Raw genomic sequence first — 20,884 nt, forward strand, 5'->3', positions numbered from 1 at the left:
CGAATGTTCTTGAAGATATCCATCACGAAAGGTGATGCATGCCCCGAAACCTCGACCTGACCGCGCTGCGCTCCTTCGTGGCCGTTGGCGACAGCGGCGGCGTGACCCGCGCCGCCGGTTACCTGAACCTTACGCAGTCGGCTGTTTCCATGCAGATCAAGCGCTTGGAGGAGGCGCTGGATGTCGAGCTTCTGGACCGTTCCGGCCGTGGCGTCTCTCTGACCGCGAACGGGGAACAGCTTGTTTCCTATGCCCGGCGGATGCTCGCGCTCAACGACGAGGCCATAGACCGGCTCACGGCACATGACTTCGCCGGCGAGATCAAGCTCGGCGTGCCGCATGACATCTTCTACCCGCATATCCCCAACGTGCTGCGCCGTTTCAACGCCGCATTCCCGAGAGTGAAGGTGACTCTGATCTCGTCCTATTCGCGCGCCCTGCTCGACGATTTTGCCCGCGGCCAGTACTCGATGATCCTCACCACCGAGCGCGAACGCAGCCCCGGCGGCGAGGTTCTGGTCGAGAAGCCGCTCGCCTGGATCGGCGCTCAGGGCGGATCCTGCTGGAAGCAGCGGCCGCTGCGCTTCGGCTCGGCCAAGCAGTGCATGTTCCGTGCCGCCGGCGTGCGCGGGCTGGAACGTTGCGCGATCAGCTGGGACCTGGCGGTAGAATCCGATTCCGACCGGATCATCGAGGCGACAGTCCGCGCCGATCTCGCGGTGGCGCTGATGCTGGAAGGCACCGAGCCGCCCTATCTCGAGCGGATCCAGCACAACGGCGCTCTTCCTGACCTGCCGAGCTACTCGATCAACCTCTATGTCTCCGATCTCGCACACGGACGTGCCGAGGCGGCCATGGTCGACCTCATTCGCGAAGCCTATCGCAGCGACGAACTCACCGCATCGTCACCACGAGTTTCCCCGTCGATTTCCGCTGCCTGAGCATTTCCAGCGCCTCACCGGCGCGCTCCAGAGGCAGCTCACGACCGACATGCGGCGATAGTCGACCTTCGGCGTACCAAGCGAAGAGCTGGGCCAGCGACCCGGTGAGGATTTCCGGCCGAAAGGCGAGATAGCCGCCCCAATAGAGCCCGATTACGCTGAGATTCTTCACCAGAAGGTGATTGGCCGGGATTTGTGGCACCTCGCCACTGGCGAAACCGATGGCGAGAAGCCGCGCCTCCGGCCGCGCCGCCCGAAAACAGGCCTCCCAGAGCGCCCCGCCCACCGTCTCGTAGACCACATCCGCCCCGCCAAGCGCCTTGAGCTGGCCGCGCATATCCGAGCTCTCCGCGTCGATCAGGTGGCGCGCGCCGGCCGCCCGGGCGATGTCCAGCTTTGCCTCGCCGCGCGCGATGGCGACGACCTCCGCGCCCATCAGCGCGCCTATCTCGACCGCGGTGAGCCCGACCCCGCCGGCGGCGCCTGTCACCACCAGCCGCTCGCCCGCCCCGAGCCGCGCCCGATGCGCAAGCGCGACATGCGAGGTGCCATAGGCCACCTGGAAGGCAGCGGCGTGGCTGAACGGCATGCCCTCAGGCAGGCGCACGCACCGGTCCGCCGGCACGTTGGCCGCCTCGGCAAGACCGCCCTGACCGGTGAACACCGCGACCCGATCACCCGGCGCGAGCCCCCGCACCTGCGGCCCAAGCGCGGAGACCGTCCCCGCCATCTCCATGCCGAGTGTGACCGGAGGGTCGGGCCGTTCCTGATATTTACCGCGCATCATCAGCAGGTCTGCGAAATTCAGCCCGCAGGCAGCGACCTCTATCGTGACTTCGCCCGGCCCCGGATCGGGCAGGGACATCTGGACCAGCTCGGGTTCTGTTTCGTAGGCCACGAGGCGAAAGGCGCGCATTTTGGATCTCCCGGAGGCGTTGAAATGGAGGCTAGAGAAGTTCGCCAAGAACGGGAAACCAATATCGGCCGTGAGCCCGCATGCCGATCGCGCCACCGAACTGTCGCCATCTGAAAGAAAAGTATCTGAAATGCATGGATTTCGTCACGGATTGCGGGTTTCACTAAAAATACTGCGGCCTGCTGCCACACCCACAAAGAGTCCCACAAGAACGATGCGAAAATGGAGGTATTAATTCGCAATGATGAAAAGTTGTGGTGTTCCATGCATGTCCGGTCGCGACTCCCACTTGTCGCAGGACAACCGCGGCGGGACACCCGGTGTCTGAGTGTTCGGTAAGGAGATAATATGGCTCATCCAGTCGATGTTCATGTTGGAAAGCGGGTGAGGCATCGCCGCTGGATGACCGGGATGACGCAGCAGCAGCTTGCGGAGAAGGTCGGGATCAAGTTTCAGCAGATCCAGAAATACGAGACCGGGACGAACCGGATCAGCGCCTCGCGCCTCTGGGAAATCGCCGAGGCGCTCAAGGTGAGCGTGGCCTATTTCTTCGAAGGGCTCGAGCGCGGCGCCGACGGGATCCCGCCCGGTGACGACCTGTTGGCGGACCGCGAGGCGCTGGAGCTTGTGCGCTCCTACTACGCCATTCCCGAGCATCAACGCCGCCAGCTCTTCGAACTGGCCCGCGTGCTGTCCGACGCGGCTTGACCCACGCAGCCCGCGCCGCTACCGCGCCCGGGTAGCCGGACTGCCCGGCAGCGGAGCCGACGATGACCGAAAGACCGCCCATCCTCCGGGACCATTCCCTCGATGCCGCGACCGCCCGCGATCTCCAAGACACGGCGCGGGCGCTGGTGCTGGCCGCACGGGCCGAGACGCTGCCACTGTTCCGCGCCGCGGGTCTCACCGCCGACAACAAGGGGGCGACCGGCTTCGATCCGGTGACGGAAGCCGACCGTGCCGCCGAACGCGCCATGCGCGAGGTGCTGGCGCAGCGCCGCCCGCAAGACGCGATCCGTGGCGAGGAATATGGCGCGACTCCGGGCAGCAGCGGCTTCACCTGGGTGCTCGACCCGATCGACGGCACGCGCGCCTTTGTGTCCGGACTGCCGACCTGGGGAACGCTGATCGCGGTCTGCACCAAGGACGGCCCGGTTCATGGCGTGATCGACCAGCCCTTCACCGGTGAATGCTGGGAGGGCGGCGCCGTGCCGGCCCGTCATGACGGGCCGCATGGCGGCCGTGCGCTCGCCACCCGCGCGGCGCGCCCGCTCTCCGAGGCGATACTCTTCACCACCTTCCCCGAGATCGGCACGCCCGAGGAACGGGCCGGGTTCGTCCGCGTCTCCGAGCGTGTGAAACTGACCCGCTACGGGACCGACTGCTATGCCTACGGCCTGCTTGCGATGGGCCAGATCGACCTGGTGATCGAAGCAGGGCTGAACGATTACGACGTCTGCGCGCCGATTGCGGTGATCGAGGCCGCGGGCGGACGCGTCACCGACTGGACTGGCGGTCCGGCGCATCACGGCGGCCGGATCGTCGCCGCCGCGAACGCGGAGATCCATGCCGAGGCGCTGGCGCTGCTCGGGGAAGACAGCCGGTGACGAATGAACTGCTGATCCGCAATGCAGACCACCTAGTGACGATGGACGGCAAGCGGCGCGAGCTCATCGATGCCGACCTGCGGCTGCGCGGCGGCGCCATCGTCGAGATCGGCCATGGGCTCGCGCCCGACGGTGCGGAAGTCATCGACGCCACCGGCTGCCTCGTGACGCCGGGCCTTGTGAACACGCATCACCACATGTTCCAGACGTTGACCCGCGCTGTGCCGGCGGCGCAGGACGCGCTGCTCTTCGGCTGGCTGCGCACGCTCTACCCGATCTGGGCGCGAATGGGCCCGGACCACATTCGGGTCTCGACCCAACTCGGTCTTGCGGAACTGGCGCTAGCCGGATGCTCGATGTCTTCTGACCACCTCTATCTCTTCCCGAATGGCGCGCGGCTCGACGACAGTATCGAGGCGGCGACCGAGGTCGGGCTGCGCTTCCACCCGACGCGCGGTGCGATGTCGATCGGCGAGAGCGCAGGCGGGCTGCCCCCTGACAGCCTCGTAGAGGATGAAACGGCGATCCTGGCAGACAGCCAGCGGCTTATCGCGGCCTATCACGACCCCTCCCCGGGCGCGATGCTGCGCATCGGCCTCGCCCCCTGCTCGCCATTCTCGGTCAGCCGCGAACTGATGCGCGACGCCGCAATCCTGGCGCGAGAGACCGGCGTGCGGCTGCACACCCACCTTGCCGAGAATGACGAGGACATCGCCTACAGCCTCGCGCAGTTCGGCTGTCGGCCCGGGCAATATGCCGAGGAGTTGGGATGGACGGGCGACGATGTCTGGCACGCCCATTGCGTGAAGCTGGACGGCGCGGAGATCGATCTTTTCGCCCGCACGCGAACGGGGGTGGCGCATTGCCCCTGCTCGAACTGCCGGCTCGGCTCCGGCATCGCCCCGGTGAGGGCGATGCGCGATGCCGGTGTGCCGGTGGGCCTTGGCGTCGATGGCTCGGCCAGCAATGACACGGGCGATCTCGCCGCCGAGGCGCGGATGGCGATGCTCCTGCAGCGGGTGGCGCGCGGCGCGGACGCGATGTCGGCCCGCGAAGCACTCGAGATCGCCACGCGCGGCGGTGCGGAGGTGCTGGGCCGACCGGAGTGCGGGTCCCTGGAGCCGGGAAAACGCGCCGATATCGCGATCTGGGATATGTCCGGTCTGGAAGCGGCGGGGAGCTGGGACCCGGTGGCGCTGCTGCTGGCCGGCCCGCGCCGAGTCCGCGACCTGATCGTCGAGGGCCGACGGGTGGTCGCCGATGGCCGGCTCGCGACGATCGACGCAGGCAAGCTGGCCGCGCGCGCCGCGGCACTTACACGGGACCTCGCTGGATGAGGCCGGAGCGGGGATGCGGCGGGGCGATCCGCGCGGCCCTTGCGATGGCTCTTCTTCTCGGCGCCCCGGACGCCTCCGCCCAAGGCCCCGACGCAACCGCCGGCATCACCGCACGGCTCAACATCGAGCGCGGGCGAGAAGGCCGCGCCGCACTCCGCCGGTCGCCCGTGCTCGACAGGATCGCCGCCGCCCATGCTGAGGACATGGCCAGGCGGGGCTATTTCGCGCATTCCGCACCCGAGGGCACCGGCCCGCAGGACCGAGCCTTGCGCGCGGGCTACCGCGCCTGCCTTGTCGCCGAAACCATCGCCCGGGGCGTTCCAAGCGCGCCGCAGGCACTCGCCGGCTGGATGCAGTCACCCGAGCATCGTCGCAGCATTCTCCTGCGTCGGGCCACCGAATTCGGCATGGGCCACGCGAGCGACGATATCTGGGTCCTGCTTCTGGCCTGGCCGGGCTGCTGACGTCACCGGGCGCGGTTCCCGGGCGGGCCGATCCGCACAGATCCGGCATTTTGACGTGACAGACGCCGCCTCCTCGCCAATGCTTCACCCGATCGAAACGCGTCTCGCCCAGAAAGGCGCAATCAGTCAGAGGAGCCCAGCATGGTTCGAGCAGTTTTCGCCGTTGTCGCGGCAGTCCTTCTTTGCGCCGGCAGCGCCGTCCCAGAGATCACGGGCCGGATGAGCACGAAACAGGTCACCGTGAGCGCCGCGTCCACCGACGAGATCGCCGCGCGCGTCAACGCCACGCGCCGCAGCAAGGGGCGTGCGACGCTGACACGCTCCGCGAAGCTCGACAAGGCCGCAATGGGCCACGCGCGCGACATGGCCCGCAGGGGGTATTTCTCGCACAAGGCACCCGATGGCACGATGCCCCGCGCCCGCACGCTGCGCGCCGGCTACCGGGCCTGCCTCGTGGCCGAGAACATTGCCTATCGCTGGCGCACGCCGGAACAGGTCGTGACCGACTGGATGAATTCGCCCAAGCACCGCGAGATCATGCTGCTCCGGGAAGTCACCGAGTTCGGCGTGGGCTATGCCTCGGGCGATTTCTGGGTCCTGGTCGTCGCCCGGCCCGGCTGTTGACACCTCAGAGGTCGAGGCTCGCGGCGATGAGCGGAGCAACCGGGCGGCTGTGCCCGCCTTCGCGCCCTGGTCCGACCCGCGCCCCGGCGACATAGACCGCCGCAATGGCCCGGTCGTCGCCCATCATGATCGTTGGAAAAACCGCTTCCCAGATATCGTCTGCCTGCGCCACCCGCTGGGCGATCGCGGGGGTGGATGATAGGTCGAGCACCACGAGATCGGCGTCCGAACCGGCCCGCAGGGTGCCGATCCGGTCTTCGGCGCGCATCGCCCGCGCCGAGCCCTCGGTGGCGAGCCAGAGCAGCTGCGCGGGATGCAGCGCGGTGCCGGACAACTGGCCGATCTCGTAGGCCGCGGCCATTGTGCGCAGCATCGAGAAGCTCGAGCCGCCGCCCGTGTCCGTCGCCAACCCGACGATCTGCCCCTCGGACATGGCGCGGGCAGTATCGAAGAGGCCCGAACCGATGAAGGTGTTGGAGGTCGGGCAATGGACCAGTGCCGCGCCGGCCTCGCGCAGCCGGGCGCGCTCGCTGTCGGTCAACCAGATCGCGTGGCCGAACATCGCGCCGGGGCCGAGCAGGCCATGCGCCTCGTAGGTGTCGAGGTAATCCCGGAAGCCGGAGTAGAGGTCCCGCACCCAGTCGACCTCGTCGGTCTGCTCGCTGAGATGGGTTTGCATCGCGCAGTCGGGATGCGATGCCCAGAGCGCACCGAGCGACTCGAGCTGTTCCGGGCTTGAGGTCGGTGAGAAGCGCGGCGTGATCGCGTAGCGCGCGCGTCCCCGCCCATGCCAGCGCTCCAGAAGCGCACGGCTTTCGTCATGTGCCGTCTGCGCGTCGTCGCGCAACCCGTCCGGCGCGTTTCGATCCATGCAAGTGCGCCCGGCGACAACGGCCATGTTCCGCGCCTCGGCAGCGGCGAAAAAGGCATCCACGCTCTCGGGATGGATGGTGCAGAAGCTCGCCACCGACGTCGTGCCATGTGCCAGGAGCAGGTCGAGATGGCGCGCGGCGATCTCGGCAGCATAACCGGCATCGCCAAAGCGCATCTCCTCCGGGAAGGTATAGCTGTTCAGCCAGTCGATCAGGCGCTTGCCCCAGGAGGCAATGATCGCCGTCTGCGGATAATGCGCATGGGAATCGACGAAGCCGGGCAGAATCAGCCCGTCACCGTGATCCTCCACGCGAACCTGCGGATGCTCCGCGCGCAATGTATCGGCGGCGCCGACATCGACGATCCGGCCATCCCGGACCAGCACCGCGCCGCGCCGCTCGACGCGCGCGGCGTCCTCCGGCGGGATCTCGAAGGGATTGGCGTGGATGTCCAGCACCTGTCCCAGAAGCAATGTCTCTGTGTCGCTCATTCCGCGGAGGTTACGGCGGCGAAGCCGATCCGGCAACGGGGCGCGGCTGCTTGCACCCAGTGCCAAGCCCCGTATTCTGGCGCCGCCTGAAACCGGAGCCCTGCCGTGACCGAAGAACTTGCCGAAAAGGCTGGTCGTGATGAAGACGCGCTCCGGCGCGAGCATATTCGCGAGATCCTTCTGGCGATCAATCGCGGCGATTCGGCGACTCTCGGCCGGCTGCTGGATCAGCTCCACCCGGCCGACGTGGCCGACCTCATGGAGCAGGTCGGCGACAAGACGCGCCAGTTGCTGCTGCGCTTCTGGGGCCGCGACATCGACGGCGAGATTCTCTCCGAGCTTGACGAGGGCGTCCGCGCCGAGGTGATCGCGCTGTTGCCCGAAGAGGTGCTGAGCGAAGCGATGCTCGACCTCGAATCGGACGACATCGTCGATCTGGTCGAGGACCTTGAGGACGAGCAGAAGGACGCGCTGCTCGACGCGCTGCCGGCGAGCGAGCGGGTCGCAGTCGAGGCGGCGCTGCGCTATCCGGAAGGCTCCGCGGGACGCTTGATGCAGCGCGAGGTCGTCCGCGCGCCCGAGCACTGGACGGTGGGCGAGGCGATCGATTTCGTCCGGACCAACACCGAGAATCTGCCCGAGCAGTTCTATCACGTCATCCTCGTCGACCCGAAGATGCGCGCAACCGGCTACGTGACGCTCGGCAAGTTGATGTCGATGCCGCGCAGCAAGCCGCTCCGGGAAGTGAGCGAGCATTCCTTCCGCACCGTGCCGGTCGATCTCGACGAGGGCGAGGTCGCCTACATGTTCAATCAGTATCACCTGATCTCCTTGCCGGTGGTCGACGCCGAGGAGCGGTTGCTCGGGGTGATCACGATCGACGACGCCATGATCGTGCTCGACGAGGAGCACGAGGAGGACATCCTCCTGCTCGCTGGCGTGAACGAGGAGAGTTCGCTTTCCGACAGCGCGCTCGAGACGATGAAGCTGCGGCTGCCCTGGCTTGGCGTCAACCTCGCCACGGCAATCCTCGCCTCGCTGGTCATCGCGCTCTTCGAGGATGTGATCGGCCGGGTGGTGGCGCTTGCCGTGCTGATGCCGATCGTCGCCTCAATGGGCGGCAATGCAGGGACGCAGTCGCTCACCGTCGCGGTCCGCGCCATCGCGACGAAGGACCTTACCGGCTCCAACGTCTGGCGCGTGGTGCGCCGGGAACTCCTCGTCGGCCTGCTGAACGGGCTCGCATTCGCCGTGACGATGGGACTGGTGGCACAGGTCTGGTTCGGCTCGGCCCAGATCAGCGCGGTGATCGCCTTCGCCATGGTGGTCAACCTCGCCGTCGCGGCGCTGGCCGGCATCCTGGTGCCGGTGACGATGGAGAAATTGGGGGTCGATCCGGCGCTCGCCTCGGGCACCTTCGTGACCACGGTGACCGACGTGGTGGGCTTCTTCGCCTTCCTCGGAGTCGCGTCGGCGGTCCTTCTGTGAGCATCGCCGCGGCCAAGGCGGAGGCCCGCGAACGGGCCTTCGCACGGCGGAAGGCGGCGCATGCGACCCATGCGGGCGCGGCCGCTTCGGCCCTGCGCGCGCATCTCGCGGGCACCGAAGGACGGGTGATAGCCGGTTACTTGCCGATCCGCACCGAGGCCGATCCACTGCCCGCAATGACAGCGCTCTGCGAGCGGAACCGCATCGCCGTCCCGGTCGTCGTCGCCAGGGGGGCACCGCTCGCCTTCCGTGAATGGCGCCCCGGCACGCCGCTTGAACGCGGCACCTTCGGCGTCATGGTCCCGGTTGCAGGCGCCGATCTGGTCCCGGACCTGATCATCGCCCCGCTCCTGGCCTTCGACGGCAGGCTTTTCCGGCTGGGCTACGGCGGCGGATTCTACGATCGGACGCTGGAGCAGCTTCGCGCGCGCGGCCCGGTCGATGTCCTGGGCTTCGCCTATGAAGCACAACGCGACGATGCGCTGCCGCTCGAACCGACGGACCAGCCGCTCGACGCGCTGGTAACCGAGCGAGGCATGTTTCCCCGTCGCCCCTGACCCGGACGCGCCGCGCTGGCCGGTTTGAAGCGCCCTACGAGCGCGGCCCGGCGGCCACTTCACCCCTCTCATAAATCGCTGTAGGGAGGGCGCATGAGACTTCTCTTTCTCGGTGATGTGATGGGCCGCGCCGGGCGCGCGGCGGTTGCGGAGCGGCTTCCGGGGCTTCGGGCGGACTGGAAGCTGGATTTCGTCGTGGTCAATGGCGAAAACGCGACATCAGGCATGGGCCTGTCGGGCGCGCATGCCAAGGAGCTGCTCGAAGCCGGGGCCGATTGCGTGACCCTCGGCGACCATGCCTTCGACCAGAAGGACATGCTTCAATATATCGAGCGCGAAAAACGTATCCTGCGCCCGCTCAACTTCGCGAAGGATGCGCCGGGGCGCGGCGCCGCGGTGTTCACCGCAACCGGCGGGCGCAAAGTGCTGGTGGCACAGGTGCTCGGACAGGTCTTCATGAAACGTCCCTTCGCCGATCCGTTCTCGGAGGTGGACGCGATTCTGCGGACCCATCCGCGCGGCGGCATGGTGGCGGCGAGCCTCATCGACATGCATTGCGAGGCGACCTCGGAGAAGATGGGCATGGGCCATTTCTGCGACGGACGCGCGAGCGTGGTCGTCGGCACTCACACCCATATCCCGACGGCGGATGCGCAGATCCTTCCGGGCGGTACCGCCTATCTTTCCGATGCCGGCATGTGTGGCGACTATGACAGCGTGATCGGCATGGAGAAGGCCGAGCCGCTGCGCCGTTTCGTGACCGGCATGCCGAAAACCCGCTTCACACCAGCGCTCGGCCCGGCAACCGTCTCGGGGTTCTACGTCGAAACCGATGACAGGACCGGCGCCGCGATACGGGTCGCCATGGTGCGCCAAGGCGGGCGGTTGCCGCAGGCGGAGCCGTAACGCAGGGGAGCGGGCCGGGCGCTGCGACTGTCGGAACTGCAGAGCGCGCAGTCGGCGGATGTCCCAACATGTTGGCGATCGCCCGCTCAACATATTGGAATATAATCGAAATGCCTCCGACTCCTCCATGGGGGCGCAGCTTTCCCTCGCGTCGCGCACTGGCGGCTGATCGGCACCGGAGCCGGGTTCGCTCAGTTTCCCCGATGCCCTCTTGCGCGCTCCTCCCGCAGCCCTCAGGATGACCGACGGAGCAGCAGCGGGTCGCACATGGAACTCTTCACCCTCGGTCCGACGGGAGAGCCGATCCTCGCGCTCTGCGTGGTGCTCGCCATGTTCGTGCTGTTCTCGCGGGAGGTCTTCCCGGCCGAAGTCGTGGCCATTCTTGGCGCCGCCACCATGCTTGTTACAGGTGTCCTCCCCTACGAGACCGCCCGCGCCGCGCTCGCCAACCCAGCGCCCTGGACCATCGCGATGATGTTCCTTGTGATGGGCGCGCTGGTGCGGACCGGCGCGCTCGACTGGTTCACGGGCATCGCCCAGGGGCAGGCCGAGCGAAACCCCAAGCTCGCCATCGGAACGCTGATCGGCTTCGTCGTTCTGGCCTCCGCCGTGGTCTCCAACACGCCCGTTGTCGTGGTGATGATCCCTGTCGTGGTGCAGATCTCCCGCACGCTCGACCAACCCGCCTCCCGGATGCTGATCCCGCTCTCCTACGCGGCGATCCTCGGCGGCACGCTCACCCTCATCGGCACCTCGACCAACCTGCTTGTCGACGGCGTCGCCCGCTCCCACGGGCTCGCCGCCTTCTCTATCTTCGAAGTAACGCCGCTGGCGATCTTCCTGGTCGGTTGGGGGATGCTCTACCTGCGCTTCATCGCGCCCCGTCTGTTGCCCGACCGCGACTCGATGGCAACGCTACTCTCGGACAAGCGCCGCATGAAGTTCTTTTCCGAACTTGCGCTGCCCGAGGACAGCGACCTGATCGGCCGCAAGGCCACCGAGGTCGGGCTCTTCAAGCGTGACGGCGTGCGGCTGGTCGATGTCTTGCGCGGCGACGCCTCGCTCCGGCGCAACATGGAAAATGTCGTGCTCGAGGCCGGCGACCGGGTGGTGCTGCGCACCAAGATGGCGGAACTCCTGAGCTTGCAGGAGAACAAGCAGCTGCGCCAGGTCGACAAGCTCAGCCATGTGCGCACCGAAACGGTCGAGGTTCTGATCTCGCCCGGCGCGCGCATGGTCGGCCGCACTCTCGGCCAGCTCCGGCTGCGCCGCCGCTACGGCGTCTATCCGCTGGCCGTGCACCGGCGGAACCAGAATATCGGCCGCCAGCTCGACGACCTTGTGGTCCGGGTCGGTGACACGCTCCTGCTCGAGGGTGCGCCCGAGGACATACAGCGTTTGGCGACCGACATGGGGCTCGTCGACATCACCCGCCCCTCAGCCCGCGCCTACCGCCGCGACAAGGCGCCGATCGCCGTCGCCGCGTTGCTCGGAATCGTCGCGCTCGCCGCTTTCGGCGTGGCGCCGATCCTGCTGCTCGCCTTCCTCGCCGTCGCGCTTGTGCTGGTCACCCGCTGCATCGACGCTGATGAAGCGTTCTCCTTTGTCGAGGGTCGGCTGCTGGCGCTGATCTTCTCGATGCTCGCGGTCGGCGCGGCGCTCGAATCCTCCGGCGCAGTCAAGCTCATCGTCGACGCCGTCTCACCCGGCCTGATGCAGCTTCCGCCGGCCCTCATACTCTGGGCGGTCTACTTGCTGACATCAGTGCTGACCGAGCTTGTCTCCAACAACGCCGTCGCCGTTGTCGTCACGCCCATCGCCATCAGCCTCGCGAGCGCACTCGGCTTCGACGCCCGGCCCTTCGTCGTGGCCGTGATGGTCGCCGCGTCGGCGAGCTTCGCCACACCGATCGGTTACCAGACAAACATGATGGTCTACGGACCGGGCGGCTACAAATTCTCAGACTTCATGCGCGTGGGCATCCCGCTCAACCTCTCCATCGGCATTCTTGCCTCGGCATTGATCCCGCTCTTCTGGCCACTCTGACTCCGCCGGGCCCGCCTCGACGCTGCGGGATTGCCCCGCCCCCGCTCTTTGGGCTATGGACGCGCCAATCAGACGCAATCCCGCCATCAACGGAGAAGACCCATGGCCGGCCATTCAAAATGGGCGAACATCCAGCACCGCAAGGGGCGCCAGGACGCCGCCCGCTCCAAGCTGTTTTCCAAGCTCTCGAAAGAGATCACCGTCGCCGCCAAGATGGGCGACCCCGACCCCGACAAGAACCCGCGCCTGCGCCTCGCGGTGAAGGAAGCCAAGTCGAACTCCGTCCCCAAGGACGTGATCGACCGCGCGATCAAGAAATCGCAGGCCGGCGAGGGCGACGACTATGAAGAAATCCGCTACGAGGGCTACGGCCCCGGCGGTGTCGCGGTGATCGTCGAGGCGATGACCGACAACCGCAACCGCACTGCTTCCAACGTGCGGTCGACCTTCTCCAAGAACGGCGGCAATCTCGGCGAGACCGGATCCGTCGGCTTCATGTTCGAGCGCAAGGGCGAGATCACCTACCCGGCCTCCGTGGGCGACGAGGACGCGGTGATGGAGGCGGCCATCGAAGCCGGTGCGGAGGATGTGGAATCCGACGAGGAGCTCCATATCATCTATACCGCCGACACCGACCTCAACGACGTGTCGACGGCGCTCGAGGCGATCCTCGGCGAGGCCGAGCATACCAAGCTGATCTGGAAACCCACCACGACGACCGATCTCGACCTTGAGGGTGCGCAGAAGCTGATGCGACTGATCGAGGTGCTCGAGGATGACGACGACGTGCAGCGCGTAACCGCCAATTTCGAGATTTCCGACGAGGTGGCCGAGCAGCTCTGAGCCCCCGCAGGACACGGCGGCACCGATCGCGATCGGGCGGCGGATATCCATTCCGCCGCCTTTTTCATGCAGTCCGACAGCACGCATGGCGCCGTGGTCCCGTTTCGAATGCGACAGCAGGATGACGGGACGCCTGCAAATGCTGCATAGCAGCATTGCTGAATTGAACCATTCTAATCTCGGAATGACGCCGTATCTTGAGGGCCAAGGATAGCGCTAACAGCGCACTTGGATCGCCACTCTCTGCGGCATCCATCGAAGAAAGGAACGATACAATGGAAACCACGCTGAACCGCGCCGCTGGCCTCGCCTCGACCGCTTCGCCGTTCGAGGCCCTGCGTACCCGCTACCGGCAATACCAAACCTACCGCCAGACCATCCGCGAGCTCTCCTCGCTTTCTGACCGCGGTCTGGCCGATCTCGGCCTGAACCGTTCGATGATCAAAGGTCTTGCCCGCGAGGCCGCCTACGGCGCCTGAAACGACACAATTGTATTCGGACAACCCGTCCTCCTCCCTGGGTTGATCTGATCTGGCGGCAGCACCCTCCTCCTCCCTGGTGCTGCCGCCGATTTTTTTTGGGGGGGCTGCCCGTCGCATGTGAGGGCTCGTCCCTCGATGGTCCGGCGTGCATTGTTTACGCTAACCGCAACTGTTCATGCGTCCGGCGCATGGCGGGACTGCCCAAACCGGGAATTGTCAAAAACGTCAGAACCAATAGGTTGGATAGCGAAGAGAGCGCTAACAATATCTCCCAAAGCGCTTTCATCCGAGGGTCCGGCCGGATGCTGGACAAATGAGAAGGTAGATGAAATGGCCTATGTTTCCGAAACCCCCCGCGCCGTTGCCGGCCTGTCCCTGGGCTGGATTTCGGATCTGTCCGAAACCGTCAAGCTGCACAGCGCCCGCCGCAAGGTCTACACCCGTACTCTGAACGAACTGCGGTCGATGAACGAACGGGAACTTGCCGATATCGGGCTGTCCAGCCTGATGATCGAGGATATCGCCCGTGAGGCCGCCGCGCAGGTCACCCTGTAACGCGCAGAACATTCAGGACGTCCGGCCAAACGCCGCGTCCTATCCGGCGGTGTCCACCTTGTCACGGTGGCGCCGCCGTTTTCATGTCGGGACACTGTCCGACGCTATTGGCGAAACTGGGCGACGCTCGCCTCGACCACCGGCATCGCCGGGTGGCCGTCCTGCCGGACGATGGTTTCGCAGACCTCGACGAGATCTTCGATATCGACCGGCTTGTGCAACGTCGCCGCGACGGCGGGCGACATGGCAAAAAGAGCGTTGCGACGCGGATTTGTGGCCGAGCCACAGACGACGACGACCTTGCAGCGCGGGTTGCGATAGGTCGCCAGCGTAGCCACCCCGAGCGCGTTCCGGCCATTAAGGCAGAGGTCGAGGATCACGAGGTCTTGCGGGGTTTGCTGGAGCGAGGCGAGCGCGGCGGTCTGCGACTCAACCGAGAGGACCTTGTGTCCGGCCCGCTCAAGAACCTGCTTCCAGAGAGTCGCGAGGTTCGGGTCGTCTTCGACAACCAATACGTTCATGCATGCGCTCCACGACTCGGAATCGGTCTTGTTGCGTTTCCCGACGTCTAGATACACACAAAATGTCGCAGGTCAAAAGGGCACATCGTCGGCATCCGCAGCCGAGACCACGAATTTCGCGACCACTTTTTTCAGGCCGGCCTTCTCGAAGGCGATCTCGAGCTTGTCTCCTTCGATCGCGGTCACCGCGCCGTAGCCGAATTTCTGATGGAACACCCGGTCACCCGGACCGAAGGCCGGAACCGCATCGAGATCGATGGTGATGTGGCGGTTTTCGCGCGGCTGGGACATCGGTCGCGATTGGCTGCGCGTCTGCATCCGCTTCCATCCGGGCGAGTTGTAGACATCGGCCCGCGCGGCCCGTTGGTCGAGGTCGGACGCGGCCGGCGCTACCGTTGCCGCCGCGCCGAAGCCGCCGCCGTAGAGGCCGGGCGGCGTAAGCACGTCGACATGTTCGGAGGGCAGTTCGTCGATGAAACGCGAGGGCAGCGCGGATTGCCACTGGCCATAGATCCGCCGGTTGGCGGCAAAGGAAATCGTGCAGAGTTCCTCGGCCCGCGTGATCCCGACATAGGCCAGTCGCCGCTCCTCCTCGAGCCCCTTGAGGCCGGTCTCGTCCATCGCCCGCTGGCTCGGGAACAGCCCGTCCTCCCAGCCCGGCAGGAAGACGGCCGGAAACTCCAGCCCTTTGGCTGCATGCAACGTCATCAGCGTGACCTTGGCCTCGCCGTCCTCGGTCTCGTTATCCATGATGAGCGCGACATGCTCGAGGAACCCCTGGAGATTGTCGAAGTTTTCCAGCGCCTTGACCAGTTCCTTGAGGTTTTCCAGCCGCCCCGGCGCCTCCGGCGTCTTGTCGGTCTGCCAATGCGCCGTGTAGCCCGATTCCTCGAGAATCGTCTCGGCAAGTTCGATATGCGAAACCTGCGGGCCTGACGTCATCGGCCCGGCAAAGAGCCCCGTGTCGAGCACGTCGTCGTCGCCCGGCAGCGGCGGGGCGGTCCCGATGGCCGCCCGGTGCCAACGGTCGATCCCGGCCAGCAATTCGCCGAGCGCCGCCGCCCCCTTGCCGGTCAGACCCTTCGCCGCGAGCAGGATCTTCGCGCCTTCGACCAGCGAGACGCCATTGGTCCGCGCCGCGATCTGGATCTTCTGCTGCGCCTTGTCGCCGAGGCCCCGCTTGGGCGTGTTGACGATCCGCTCGAACGCGAGATCGTCCTCCGGCGAGACGGCGAGGCGGAAATAGGCCATCGCGTCGCGAATCTCCATCCGCTCGTAGAATCGTGGCCCGCCGATCACCCGATAAGGCAGGCCGATGGTCAGGAAGCGGTCCTCGAAGGCGCGCATCTGATGCGAGGCACGGACGAGGATGGCGCATTCATCGAGGCCCATGGGCCGCAATCCGCGTGTGCCCTGCCCCATCGCCTCGAGTTCCTCGCCGATCCAGCGCGCCTCCTCCTCGCCGTCCCAATGGCCGATGAGCCGGACCTTCTCGCCTCCCTCGGCATCGGTCCAGAGCGTCTTTCCGAGCCGCCCCTTGTTGGCCTCGATCACGCCCGAGGCGGCAGCAAGGATATGGGCCGTGGAGCGATAGTTCTGTTCCAGCCGGATCACTCTGGCGCCCGGAAAATCCTTCTCGAATCGCAGGATGTTGCCCACCTCCGCGCCGCGCCAGCCATAGATCGACTGGTCGTCGTCACCGACGCAGCAGATATTCTTGTGACTCTGTGCGAGCAGCCGGAGCCAGAGATACTGCGCAACGTTGGTGTCCTGATACTCGTCGACGAGGATGTAGCGGAACCAGCGTTGGTATTGCGCAAGCACGTCGCCGTGGCGCTGGAAGATCGTGACGACATGCAGCAGCAGGTCGCCGAAATCGACCGCGTTAAGCGTTCGGAGCCGCTCCTGATACTGGGCATAGAGGTCGACCGCGCGCTGATCGAAGGCACCCGCCTCCGCCGCCGGCACAGTCTCGGGCGTCCAGGCTCGGTTCTTCCAATTGTCGATGATCTGCGCCAGATGCCGCGGCGGCCAGCGTTTCTCGTCGATATTCGACGCGACGATGAGTTGTCGGAGCAGGCGGATCTGGTCATCGGTGTCGAGAATGGTGAAGTTCGACTTGAGATCGACCAACTCGGCATGCCGGCGCAACAGCTTCACGCAGATCGCGTGAAAGGTGCCGAGCCAGGGCACGCCCTCGATCTGCTGGCCGAGCAGGTGCGCCACCCGGTCCTTCATCTCGCGCGCGGCCTTGTTGGTAAAGGTCACCGCAAGGATCTCGTTCGGCCGCGCCGTGCCGGTGCCGAGCAGATGCGCGATCCGCGCCGTCAGCGCCCGGGTCTTGCCGGTGCCGGCGCCCGCCAGCATCAGCACCGGCCCTTCGAGCGCCTCCACGGCCTCCCGCTGCGCCGGGTTCAGCCCGTCGAGATAGGGCGCCCCCCGGGCCGCCATGGCGCGCCGCGACAGGGGAAGGTCGGCCGCGAAGGCCTCGTCTTCATCGAAACTGCTCATGCCCGCAACCTTAGCCCGAGCCGCCGGCAAGGAAAACACTGTTCTCGATGTGTTCCCGCCCTTTGACCCGACTCGAACAGCCAAGCGAGGTGACGACACCGGCGTCCGACAGCGGCGCCGATCCTCTTCCCGCTTTCGCCCCTTGCCTTCCGGGCGGCAATTTGCTGCACTGCGGAATGCCGGCAATCGAGCCGCCCCGCATGTCTTTTCCCGAGAAGTTGTCCGGTCCCGGATTCTCGCCTAAACCGTTGCAGCGTCCGTCGAAGGAGCCCCAGATGCCCGACTTCAAGAAGATTCTCGTTGCCAACCGTGGTGAGATCGCCATCCGCGTCATGCGTGCTGCGAGCGAATTGCGCAAGCGAACCGTGGCGATCTATGCCGAAGAGGACAAGCTGTCGCTGCATCGCTTCAAGGCCGACGAGGCTTATCGCATCGGCGAAGGGATGGGCCCGGTCCAGGCCTATCTTTCGATAGACGAGATCATCCGGGTGGCAAAGGAATGCGGCGCCGACGCGATCCATCCCGGCTATGGCCTGTTGTCGGAGAATCCCGATTTCGTTGATGCCTGCGCCGCGAACGGCATCGCCTTCATCGGCCCGAAGGCGGAGACCATGCGCCAGCTCGGCGACAAGGCTTCCGCGCGGCGGATCGCCATCGAGGCCGGCGTGCCGGTCATTCCGGCCACCGAGGTGCTCGGCGACGACATGACGGAGGTCAAGCGCCAGGCGGCGGAAATCGGCTATCCGCTGATGCTCAAGGCGTCCTGGGGCGGCGGCGGGCGCGGGATGCGACCGATCCTGAGCGAGAAGGAGCTTGTCGAGAAGGTGCTCGAAGGGCGGCGCGAGGCCGAGGCCGCCTTCGGAAATGGCGAGGGCTTCCTCGAAAAGATGATCACCCGCGCCCGCCATGTCGAGGTGCAGATCCTCGGCGATCAGCAGGGAAACATCTACCACCTCTATGAGCGGGACTGCTCGGTGCAGCGCCGCAACCAGAAGGTCGTCGAACGCGCGCCCGCCCCCTACCTCTCCGGCGCGCAGCGCGAAAAGCTTTGCAATCTTGGCAAGAAGATCTGCGAGCACGTGCACTACCAGTGCGCGGGCACGGTCGAGTTCCTGATGGACATGGAGACCGGCGAATTCTACTTCATCGAGGTCAACCCGCGGGTGCAGGTCGAACACACCGTGACCGAGGAAGTCACCGGTATCGACATCGTCCGCGCGCAGATCCTCATCACGGAGGGCAAGAGCCTGATCGAGGCGACCGGTGTTGCCTCGCAATACGACGTGGAGCTTTCCGGCCACGCGATGCAGTGCCGGATCACCACCGAGGATCCGCGCAACAACTTCATCCCCGACTACGGCCGCCTCACCGGCTATCGCGGCGCCACCGGCATGGGCGTCCGGCTCGATGGCGGCACCGCCTATACCGGCGCCGTCATCACCCGCTACTACGATTCGCTGCTGGAGAAGGTCACGGTCTGGGCACCGACTCCCGAGGCGGCGATTGCGCGGATGGACCGGGCGCTGCGCGAGTTCCGCATCCGCGGCGTGGCCACCAACATCGCCTTCGTCGAGAACCTGCTCGCGCATCCGATGTTCCTCAACAACGAATACCACACCAAGTTCATCGACGAGACGCCGGAGCTCTTCAACTTCCCGCGCCGCAAGGACCGTGCGACGAAACTGCTGCGCTACATCGCCGACATCACCGTGAACGGCCACCCCGATGTCGCTGGCCGGCCGAAGCCCCCCGCCGAGGTCCGCCAGGTCAGGGTTCCGCCGCTCAAGACCCATAAACCGTTGCCCGGCACGCGCAACATTCTCGAGGAATTCGGGCCGCAGGCCGTGGCCGACTGGATGGCAGACCAGACGCAGGTCCTGATCACCGACACGACGATGCGCGACGGTCACCAGTCGCTGCTCGCCACGCGCATGCGCTCGATCGACATGATCAATATCGCGCCGGCCTATGCCGCCAACCTGCCGCAGCTCTTCTCGGTCGAATGCTGGGGCGGGGCGACTTTCGATGTCGCCTACCGGTTCCTCCAGGAATGCCCGTGGCAGCGGCTTCGCGAGCTGCGCGCGGCGATGCCCAACCTGATGACGCAGATGCTCCTGCGCGGCGCTAACGGTGTGGGCTACACCAACTATCCCGACAATGTCGTTCAGGCTTTCGTTAAGCAGGCCGCGGAGACCGGGATCGACGTCTTCCGCGTCTTCGACAGCCTCAACTGGGTCGAGAACATGCGCGTCGCGATGGATGCGGTGCTCGAGCAGAACAAGGTCTGCGAGGGCACGGTCTGTTACACCGGCGACATCCTGAACCCCGACCGCGCGAAATACGACCTCAAATACTATGTCGGTATGGCCAAGGAGCTGAAGGCCGCCGGCGCGCACATCCTCGGGCTCAAGGATATGGCGGGCCTCGTGAAGCCGGCCGCCGCGCGGGTTCTCATCAAGGCGCTGAAGGAGGAGGTCGGGCTGCCGATCCACTTCCACACCCACGACACCGCCGGCATTGCCAGCGCGACAATTCTTGCGGCTGCCGAGGCCGGGGTCGACGCGGTCGACTGCGCGATGGACAGCTTCTCGGGCAATACCAGCCAGGCGACGCTGGGAACGGTCGTCGAGGCACTGGCCCACACGGAGCGCGATACCGGGCTCGACATTGAGGAAATCCGGAAGATCTCCAACTATTTCGAGGCCGTCCGCGCGCAATATTTCGCCTTCGAGAGCGGCATGCAGGCCCCGGCCTCCGAGGTCTACCTGCACGAGATGCCGGGCGGCCAGTTCACCAACCTCAAGGCGCAGGCCCGCTCGATGGGGCTCGAGGAGCGCTGGCACGAGGTGGCGCATATGTATGCCGAGGTGAACCAGATGTTCGGCGACATCGTGAAGGTCACCCCGTCGTCGAAAGTGGTGGGCGACATGGCGCTGATGATGGTCTCCCAAGGGCTGACGCGTGCGGATGTCGAGGATCCCGACCGCGACGTGGCCTTCCCCGACTCGGTCATCGACATGATGCGCGGCAGCCTCGGCCAGCCCCCAGGCGGCTGGCCGGAAGCGCTGCAGAAGAAGGTGCTCAAAGGCGAGAAACCGACCGTTGAACGGCCGGGCAAGAAGCTTGCCGCAGTCGATTTCGACGCGGTCCGCGCCGAGATGAAGCAGGCCTTCGGCCGGCAGTTCGACAACGAGGACCTGAACGGATACCTGATGTATCCCAAGGTTTTCGCCAATTACGTCGCGCGCCACGACGAGTATGGCCCGGTGCGGCTCCTGCCCACCCGTACCTTCTTCTATGGCATGGAGCCCAGCGAACAGATCACACCGGCCATCGAACCGGCCAAGACGCTCGAGATCCGCATGCAGGCGGTCTCCGACACCAATGACGAGGGGATCGTGAAGGTCTTTTTCGAGCTGAACGGGGAACCGCGGACCATCCGCGTGCCCGACCGCAAGATGAAGGGCAGCGTCGCCGTCCGCCCGAAGGCGGAGGCCGGCAATGCCGCCCATATCGGTGCGCCGATGCCGGGCTCAATCGCCTCGGTTGGGGTTCAGGCAGGGCAGAAGGTCTCCACCGGCGACCTGATGGTGACGATCGAGGCGATGAAGATGGAAACCGGCATCCATGCGGAGCGTGACGCGGTGATCAAGGCGGTGCATGTCCGCCCGGGAGACCAGGTCGACGCCAAGGATCTGTTGGTCGAATTCGAGGAATGAGCGC

The 20,884-nt window shown here is 66.0% G+C and carries 19 protein-coding genes; 14 read left to right on the forward strand and 5 right to left on the reverse strand.

Going from position 1 to position 20,884, the window contains the following annotated elements; all coding sequences use genetic code 11:
- Positions 1-38 precede the first annotated feature (38 nt).
- Positions 39-941: a LysR family transcriptional regulator gene (locus EU800_RS04165; RefSeq protein ID WP_129628830.1), complete on the forward strand. Its 903-nt coding sequence runs from the start codon at positions 39-41 to the stop codon at positions 939-941.
- Here the strand turns inward: EU800_RS04165 and EU800_RS04170 are convergent.
- A complete protein-coding gene (locus EU800_RS04170) occupies positions 895-1,857 on the reverse strand; it encodes an NADPH:quinone oxidoreductase family protein (RefSeq protein WP_129628832.1) in 963 nt (320 codons plus the stop codon). The two genes, EU800_RS04165 and EU800_RS04170, sit on opposite strands and share 47 nt — an antisense overlap.
- Positions 1,858-2,205: 348 nt before the next feature.
- On the opposite strand from EU800_RS04170, the gene EU800_RS04175 reads away from it, so the two are divergent.
- The 5 genes from EU800_RS04175 to EU800_RS04195 all read left to right on the forward strand — a co-directional run bounded on the left by EU800_RS04175 (position 2,206) and on the right by EU800_RS04195 (position 5,889).
- The gene (locus EU800_RS04175; protein ID WP_129628834.1) at positions 2,206-2,565 is read left to right on the forward strand and encodes a helix-turn-helix domain-containing protein; all 360 of its coding nucleotides are present in this window, start codon (positions 2,206-2,208) and stop codon (positions 2,563-2,565) included.
- A 62-nt stretch (positions 2,566-2,627) separates the two neighbouring features.
- Complete coding sequence (gene hisN / locus EU800_RS04180) at positions 2,628-3,464, forward strand: histidinol-phosphatase (protein ID WP_129628836.1); 837 nt, start codon at positions 2,628-2,630, stop codon at positions 3,462-3,464.
- Entirely contained in the window at positions 3,461-4,801 is a 1,341-nt protein-coding gene (locus tag EU800_RS04185; protein ID WP_129628838.1) for an 8-oxoguanine deaminase, read from the forward strand. The genes hisN and EU800_RS04185 overlap by 4 nt, the downstream gene beginning before the upstream one ends.
- Positions 4,798-5,265, forward strand: a complete 468-nt coding sequence (locus EU800_RS04190) for a CAP domain-containing protein (protein ID WP_129628840.1) — start codon at positions 4,798-4,800, stop codon at positions 5,263-5,265. Before EU800_RS04185 ends, EU800_RS04190 begins: the two co-directional genes overlap by 4 nt.
- 141 nt (positions 5,266-5,406) lie before the next feature.
- Complete coding sequence (locus EU800_RS04195; protein WP_242500400.1) at positions 5,407-5,889, forward strand: CAP domain-containing protein; 483 nt, start codon at positions 5,407-5,409, stop codon at positions 5,887-5,889.
- A gap of 4 nt (positions 5,890-5,893) precedes the next feature.
- Here EU800_RS04195 and guaD read toward each other — a convergent pair whose 3' ends face one another.
- Complete coding sequence (gene guaD, locus EU800_RS04200; protein ID WP_129628841.1) at positions 5,894-7,252, reverse strand: guanine deaminase; 1,359 nt, start codon at positions 7,250-7,252, stop codon at positions 5,894-5,896.
- A gap of 105 nt (positions 7,253-7,357) precedes the next feature.
- Between guaD and mgtE the strand changes: the two genes are divergently transcribed.
- The 7 genes from mgtE (at position 7,358) to EU800_RS26715 (ending at position 14,129) form a co-directional block, all read left to right on the forward strand.
- The gene (mgtE, locus tag EU800_RS04205) at positions 7,358-8,740 is read left to right on the forward strand and encodes a magnesium transporter (RefSeq protein ID WP_129628843.1); all 1,383 of its coding nucleotides are present in this window, start codon (positions 7,358-7,360) and stop codon (positions 8,738-8,740) included.
- Entirely contained in the window at positions 8,737-9,297 is a 561-nt protein-coding gene (locus tag EU800_RS04210; RefSeq protein WP_129628845.1) for a 5-formyltetrahydrofolate cyclo-ligase, read from the forward strand. Before mgtE ends, EU800_RS04210 begins: the two co-directional genes overlap by 4 nt.
- A 93-nt stretch (positions 9,298-9,390) precedes the next feature.
- Complete coding sequence (locus tag EU800_RS04215) at positions 9,391-10,203, forward strand: TIGR00282 family metallophosphoesterase (RefSeq protein ID WP_129628847.1); 813 nt, start codon at positions 9,391-9,393, stop codon at positions 10,201-10,203.
- Positions 10,204-10,470: 267 nt separating this feature from the next.
- Positions 10,471-12,249 (forward strand): SLC13 family permease, encoded by a 1,779-nt coding sequence (locus EU800_RS04220; RefSeq protein WP_129628849.1) that lies wholly within the window; start codon positions 10,471-10,473, stop codon positions 12,247-12,249.
- A gap of 102 nt (positions 12,250-12,351) precedes the next feature.
- Entirely contained in the window at positions 12,352-13,092 is a 741-nt protein-coding gene (locus tag EU800_RS04225) for a YebC/PmpR family DNA-binding transcriptional regulator (RefSeq protein WP_129628851.1), read from the forward strand.
- A gap of 275 nt (positions 13,093-13,367) precedes the next feature.
- Positions 13,368-13,571, forward strand: a complete 204-nt coding sequence (locus tag EU800_RS04230) for a DUF1127 domain-containing protein (protein ID WP_129628853.1) — start codon at positions 13,368-13,370, stop codon at positions 13,569-13,571.
- 333 nt (positions 13,572-13,904) lie between these two features.
- Positions 13,905-14,129, forward strand: a complete 225-nt coding sequence (locus tag EU800_RS26715; protein WP_165354556.1) for a DUF1127 domain-containing protein — start codon at positions 13,905-13,907, stop codon at positions 14,127-14,129.
- Between the two features lie 104 nt (positions 14,130-14,233).
- Here EU800_RS26715 and EU800_RS04240 read toward each other — a convergent pair whose 3' ends face one another.
- From EU800_RS04240 to EU800_RS04250, 3 genes are all read right to left on the reverse strand, one after another.
- The gene (locus EU800_RS04240) at positions 14,234-14,650 is read right to left on the reverse strand and encodes a response regulator (protein ID WP_129628857.1); all 417 of its coding nucleotides are present in this window, start codon (positions 14,648-14,650) and stop codon (positions 14,234-14,236) included.
- Positions 14,651-14,722: 72 nt separating this feature from the next.
- Complete coding sequence (locus EU800_RS04245) at positions 14,723-17,161, reverse strand: ATP-dependent helicase (protein WP_129628859.1); 2,439 nt, start codon at positions 17,159-17,161, stop codon at positions 14,723-14,725.
- A 10-nt stretch (positions 17,162-17,171) separates the two neighbouring features.
- Positions 17,172-17,450, reverse strand: coding sequence for a hypothetical protein (locus tag EU800_RS04250; protein ID WP_129628861.1), 279 nt, complete (start codon positions 17,448-17,450; stop codon positions 17,172-17,174).
- Here EU800_RS04250 and EU800_RS04255 point away from each other — a divergent pair.
- Positions 17,437-20,880 (forward strand): pyruvate carboxylase, encoded by a 3,444-nt coding sequence (locus tag EU800_RS04255; RefSeq protein WP_129628863.1) that lies wholly within the window; start codon positions 17,437-17,439, stop codon positions 20,878-20,880. The two genes, EU800_RS04250 and EU800_RS04255, sit on opposite strands and share 14 nt — an antisense overlap.
- Positions 20,881-20,884 lie beyond the last annotated feature (4 nt).

It is taken from the genome of Tropicimonas sp. IMCC6043 (genome assembly GCF_004146235.1).
GTDB lineage: Bacteria > Pseudomonadota > Alphaproteobacteria > Rhodobacterales > Rhodobacteraceae > Tropicimonas.

Coding starts and splice junctions, on each gene's coding strand:
- EU800_RS04165 (WP_129628830.1), top strand. CDS start 39: ATGCCCCGAAACCTCGACCTGACCGCGCTGCGCTCCTTCGTGGCCGTT.
- EU800_RS04170 (WP_129628832.1), bottom strand. CDS start 1,857: ATGCGCGCCTTTCGCCTCGTGGCCTACGAAACAGAACCCGAGCTGGTC.
- EU800_RS04175 (WP_129628834.1), top strand. CDS start 2,206: ATGGCTCATCCAGTCGATGTTCATGTTGGAAAGCGGGTGAGGCATCGC.
- hisN (WP_129628836.1), top strand. CDS start 2,628: ATGACCGAAAGACCGCCCATCCTCCGGGACCATTCCCTCGATGCCGCG.
- EU800_RS04190 (WP_129628840.1), top strand. CDS start 4,798: ATGAGGCCGGAGCGGGGATGCGGCGGGGCGATCCGCGCGGCCCTTGCG.
- EU800_RS04195 (WP_242500400.1), top strand. CDS start 5,407: ATGGTTCGAGCAGTTTTCGCCGTTGTCGCGGCAGTCCTTCTTTGCGCC.
- guaD (WP_129628841.1), bottom strand. CDS start 7,252: ATGAGCGACACAGAGACATTGCTTCTGGGACAGGTGCTGGACATCCAC.
- EU800_RS04215 (WP_129628847.1), top strand. CDS start 9,391: ATGAGACTTCTCTTTCTCGGTGATGTGATGGGCCGCGCCGGGCGCGCG.
- EU800_RS04220 (WP_129628849.1), top strand. CDS start 10,471: ATGGAACTCTTCACCCTCGGTCCGACGGGAGAGCCGATCCTCGCGCTC.
- EU800_RS04225 (WP_129628851.1), top strand. CDS start 12,352: ATGGCCGGCCATTCAAAATGGGCGAACATCCAGCACCGCAAGGGGCGC.
- EU800_RS04230 (WP_129628853.1), top strand. CDS start 13,368: ATGGAAACCACGCTGAACCGCGCCGCTGGCCTCGCCTCGACCGCTTCG.
- EU800_RS26715 (WP_165354556.1), top strand. CDS start 13,905: ATGGCCTATGTTTCCGAAACCCCCCGCGCCGTTGCCGGCCTGTCCCTG.
- EU800_RS04240 (WP_129628857.1), bottom strand. CDS start 14,650: ATGAACGTATTGGTTGTCGAAGACGACCCGAACCTCGCGACTCTCTGG.
- EU800_RS04245 (WP_129628859.1), bottom strand. CDS start 17,161: ATGAGCAGTTTCGATGAAGACGAGGCCTTCGCGGCCGACCTTCCCCTG.
- EU800_RS04255 (WP_129628863.1), top strand. CDS start 17,437: ATGCCCGACTTCAAGAAGATTCTCGTTGCCAACCGTGGTGAGATCGCC.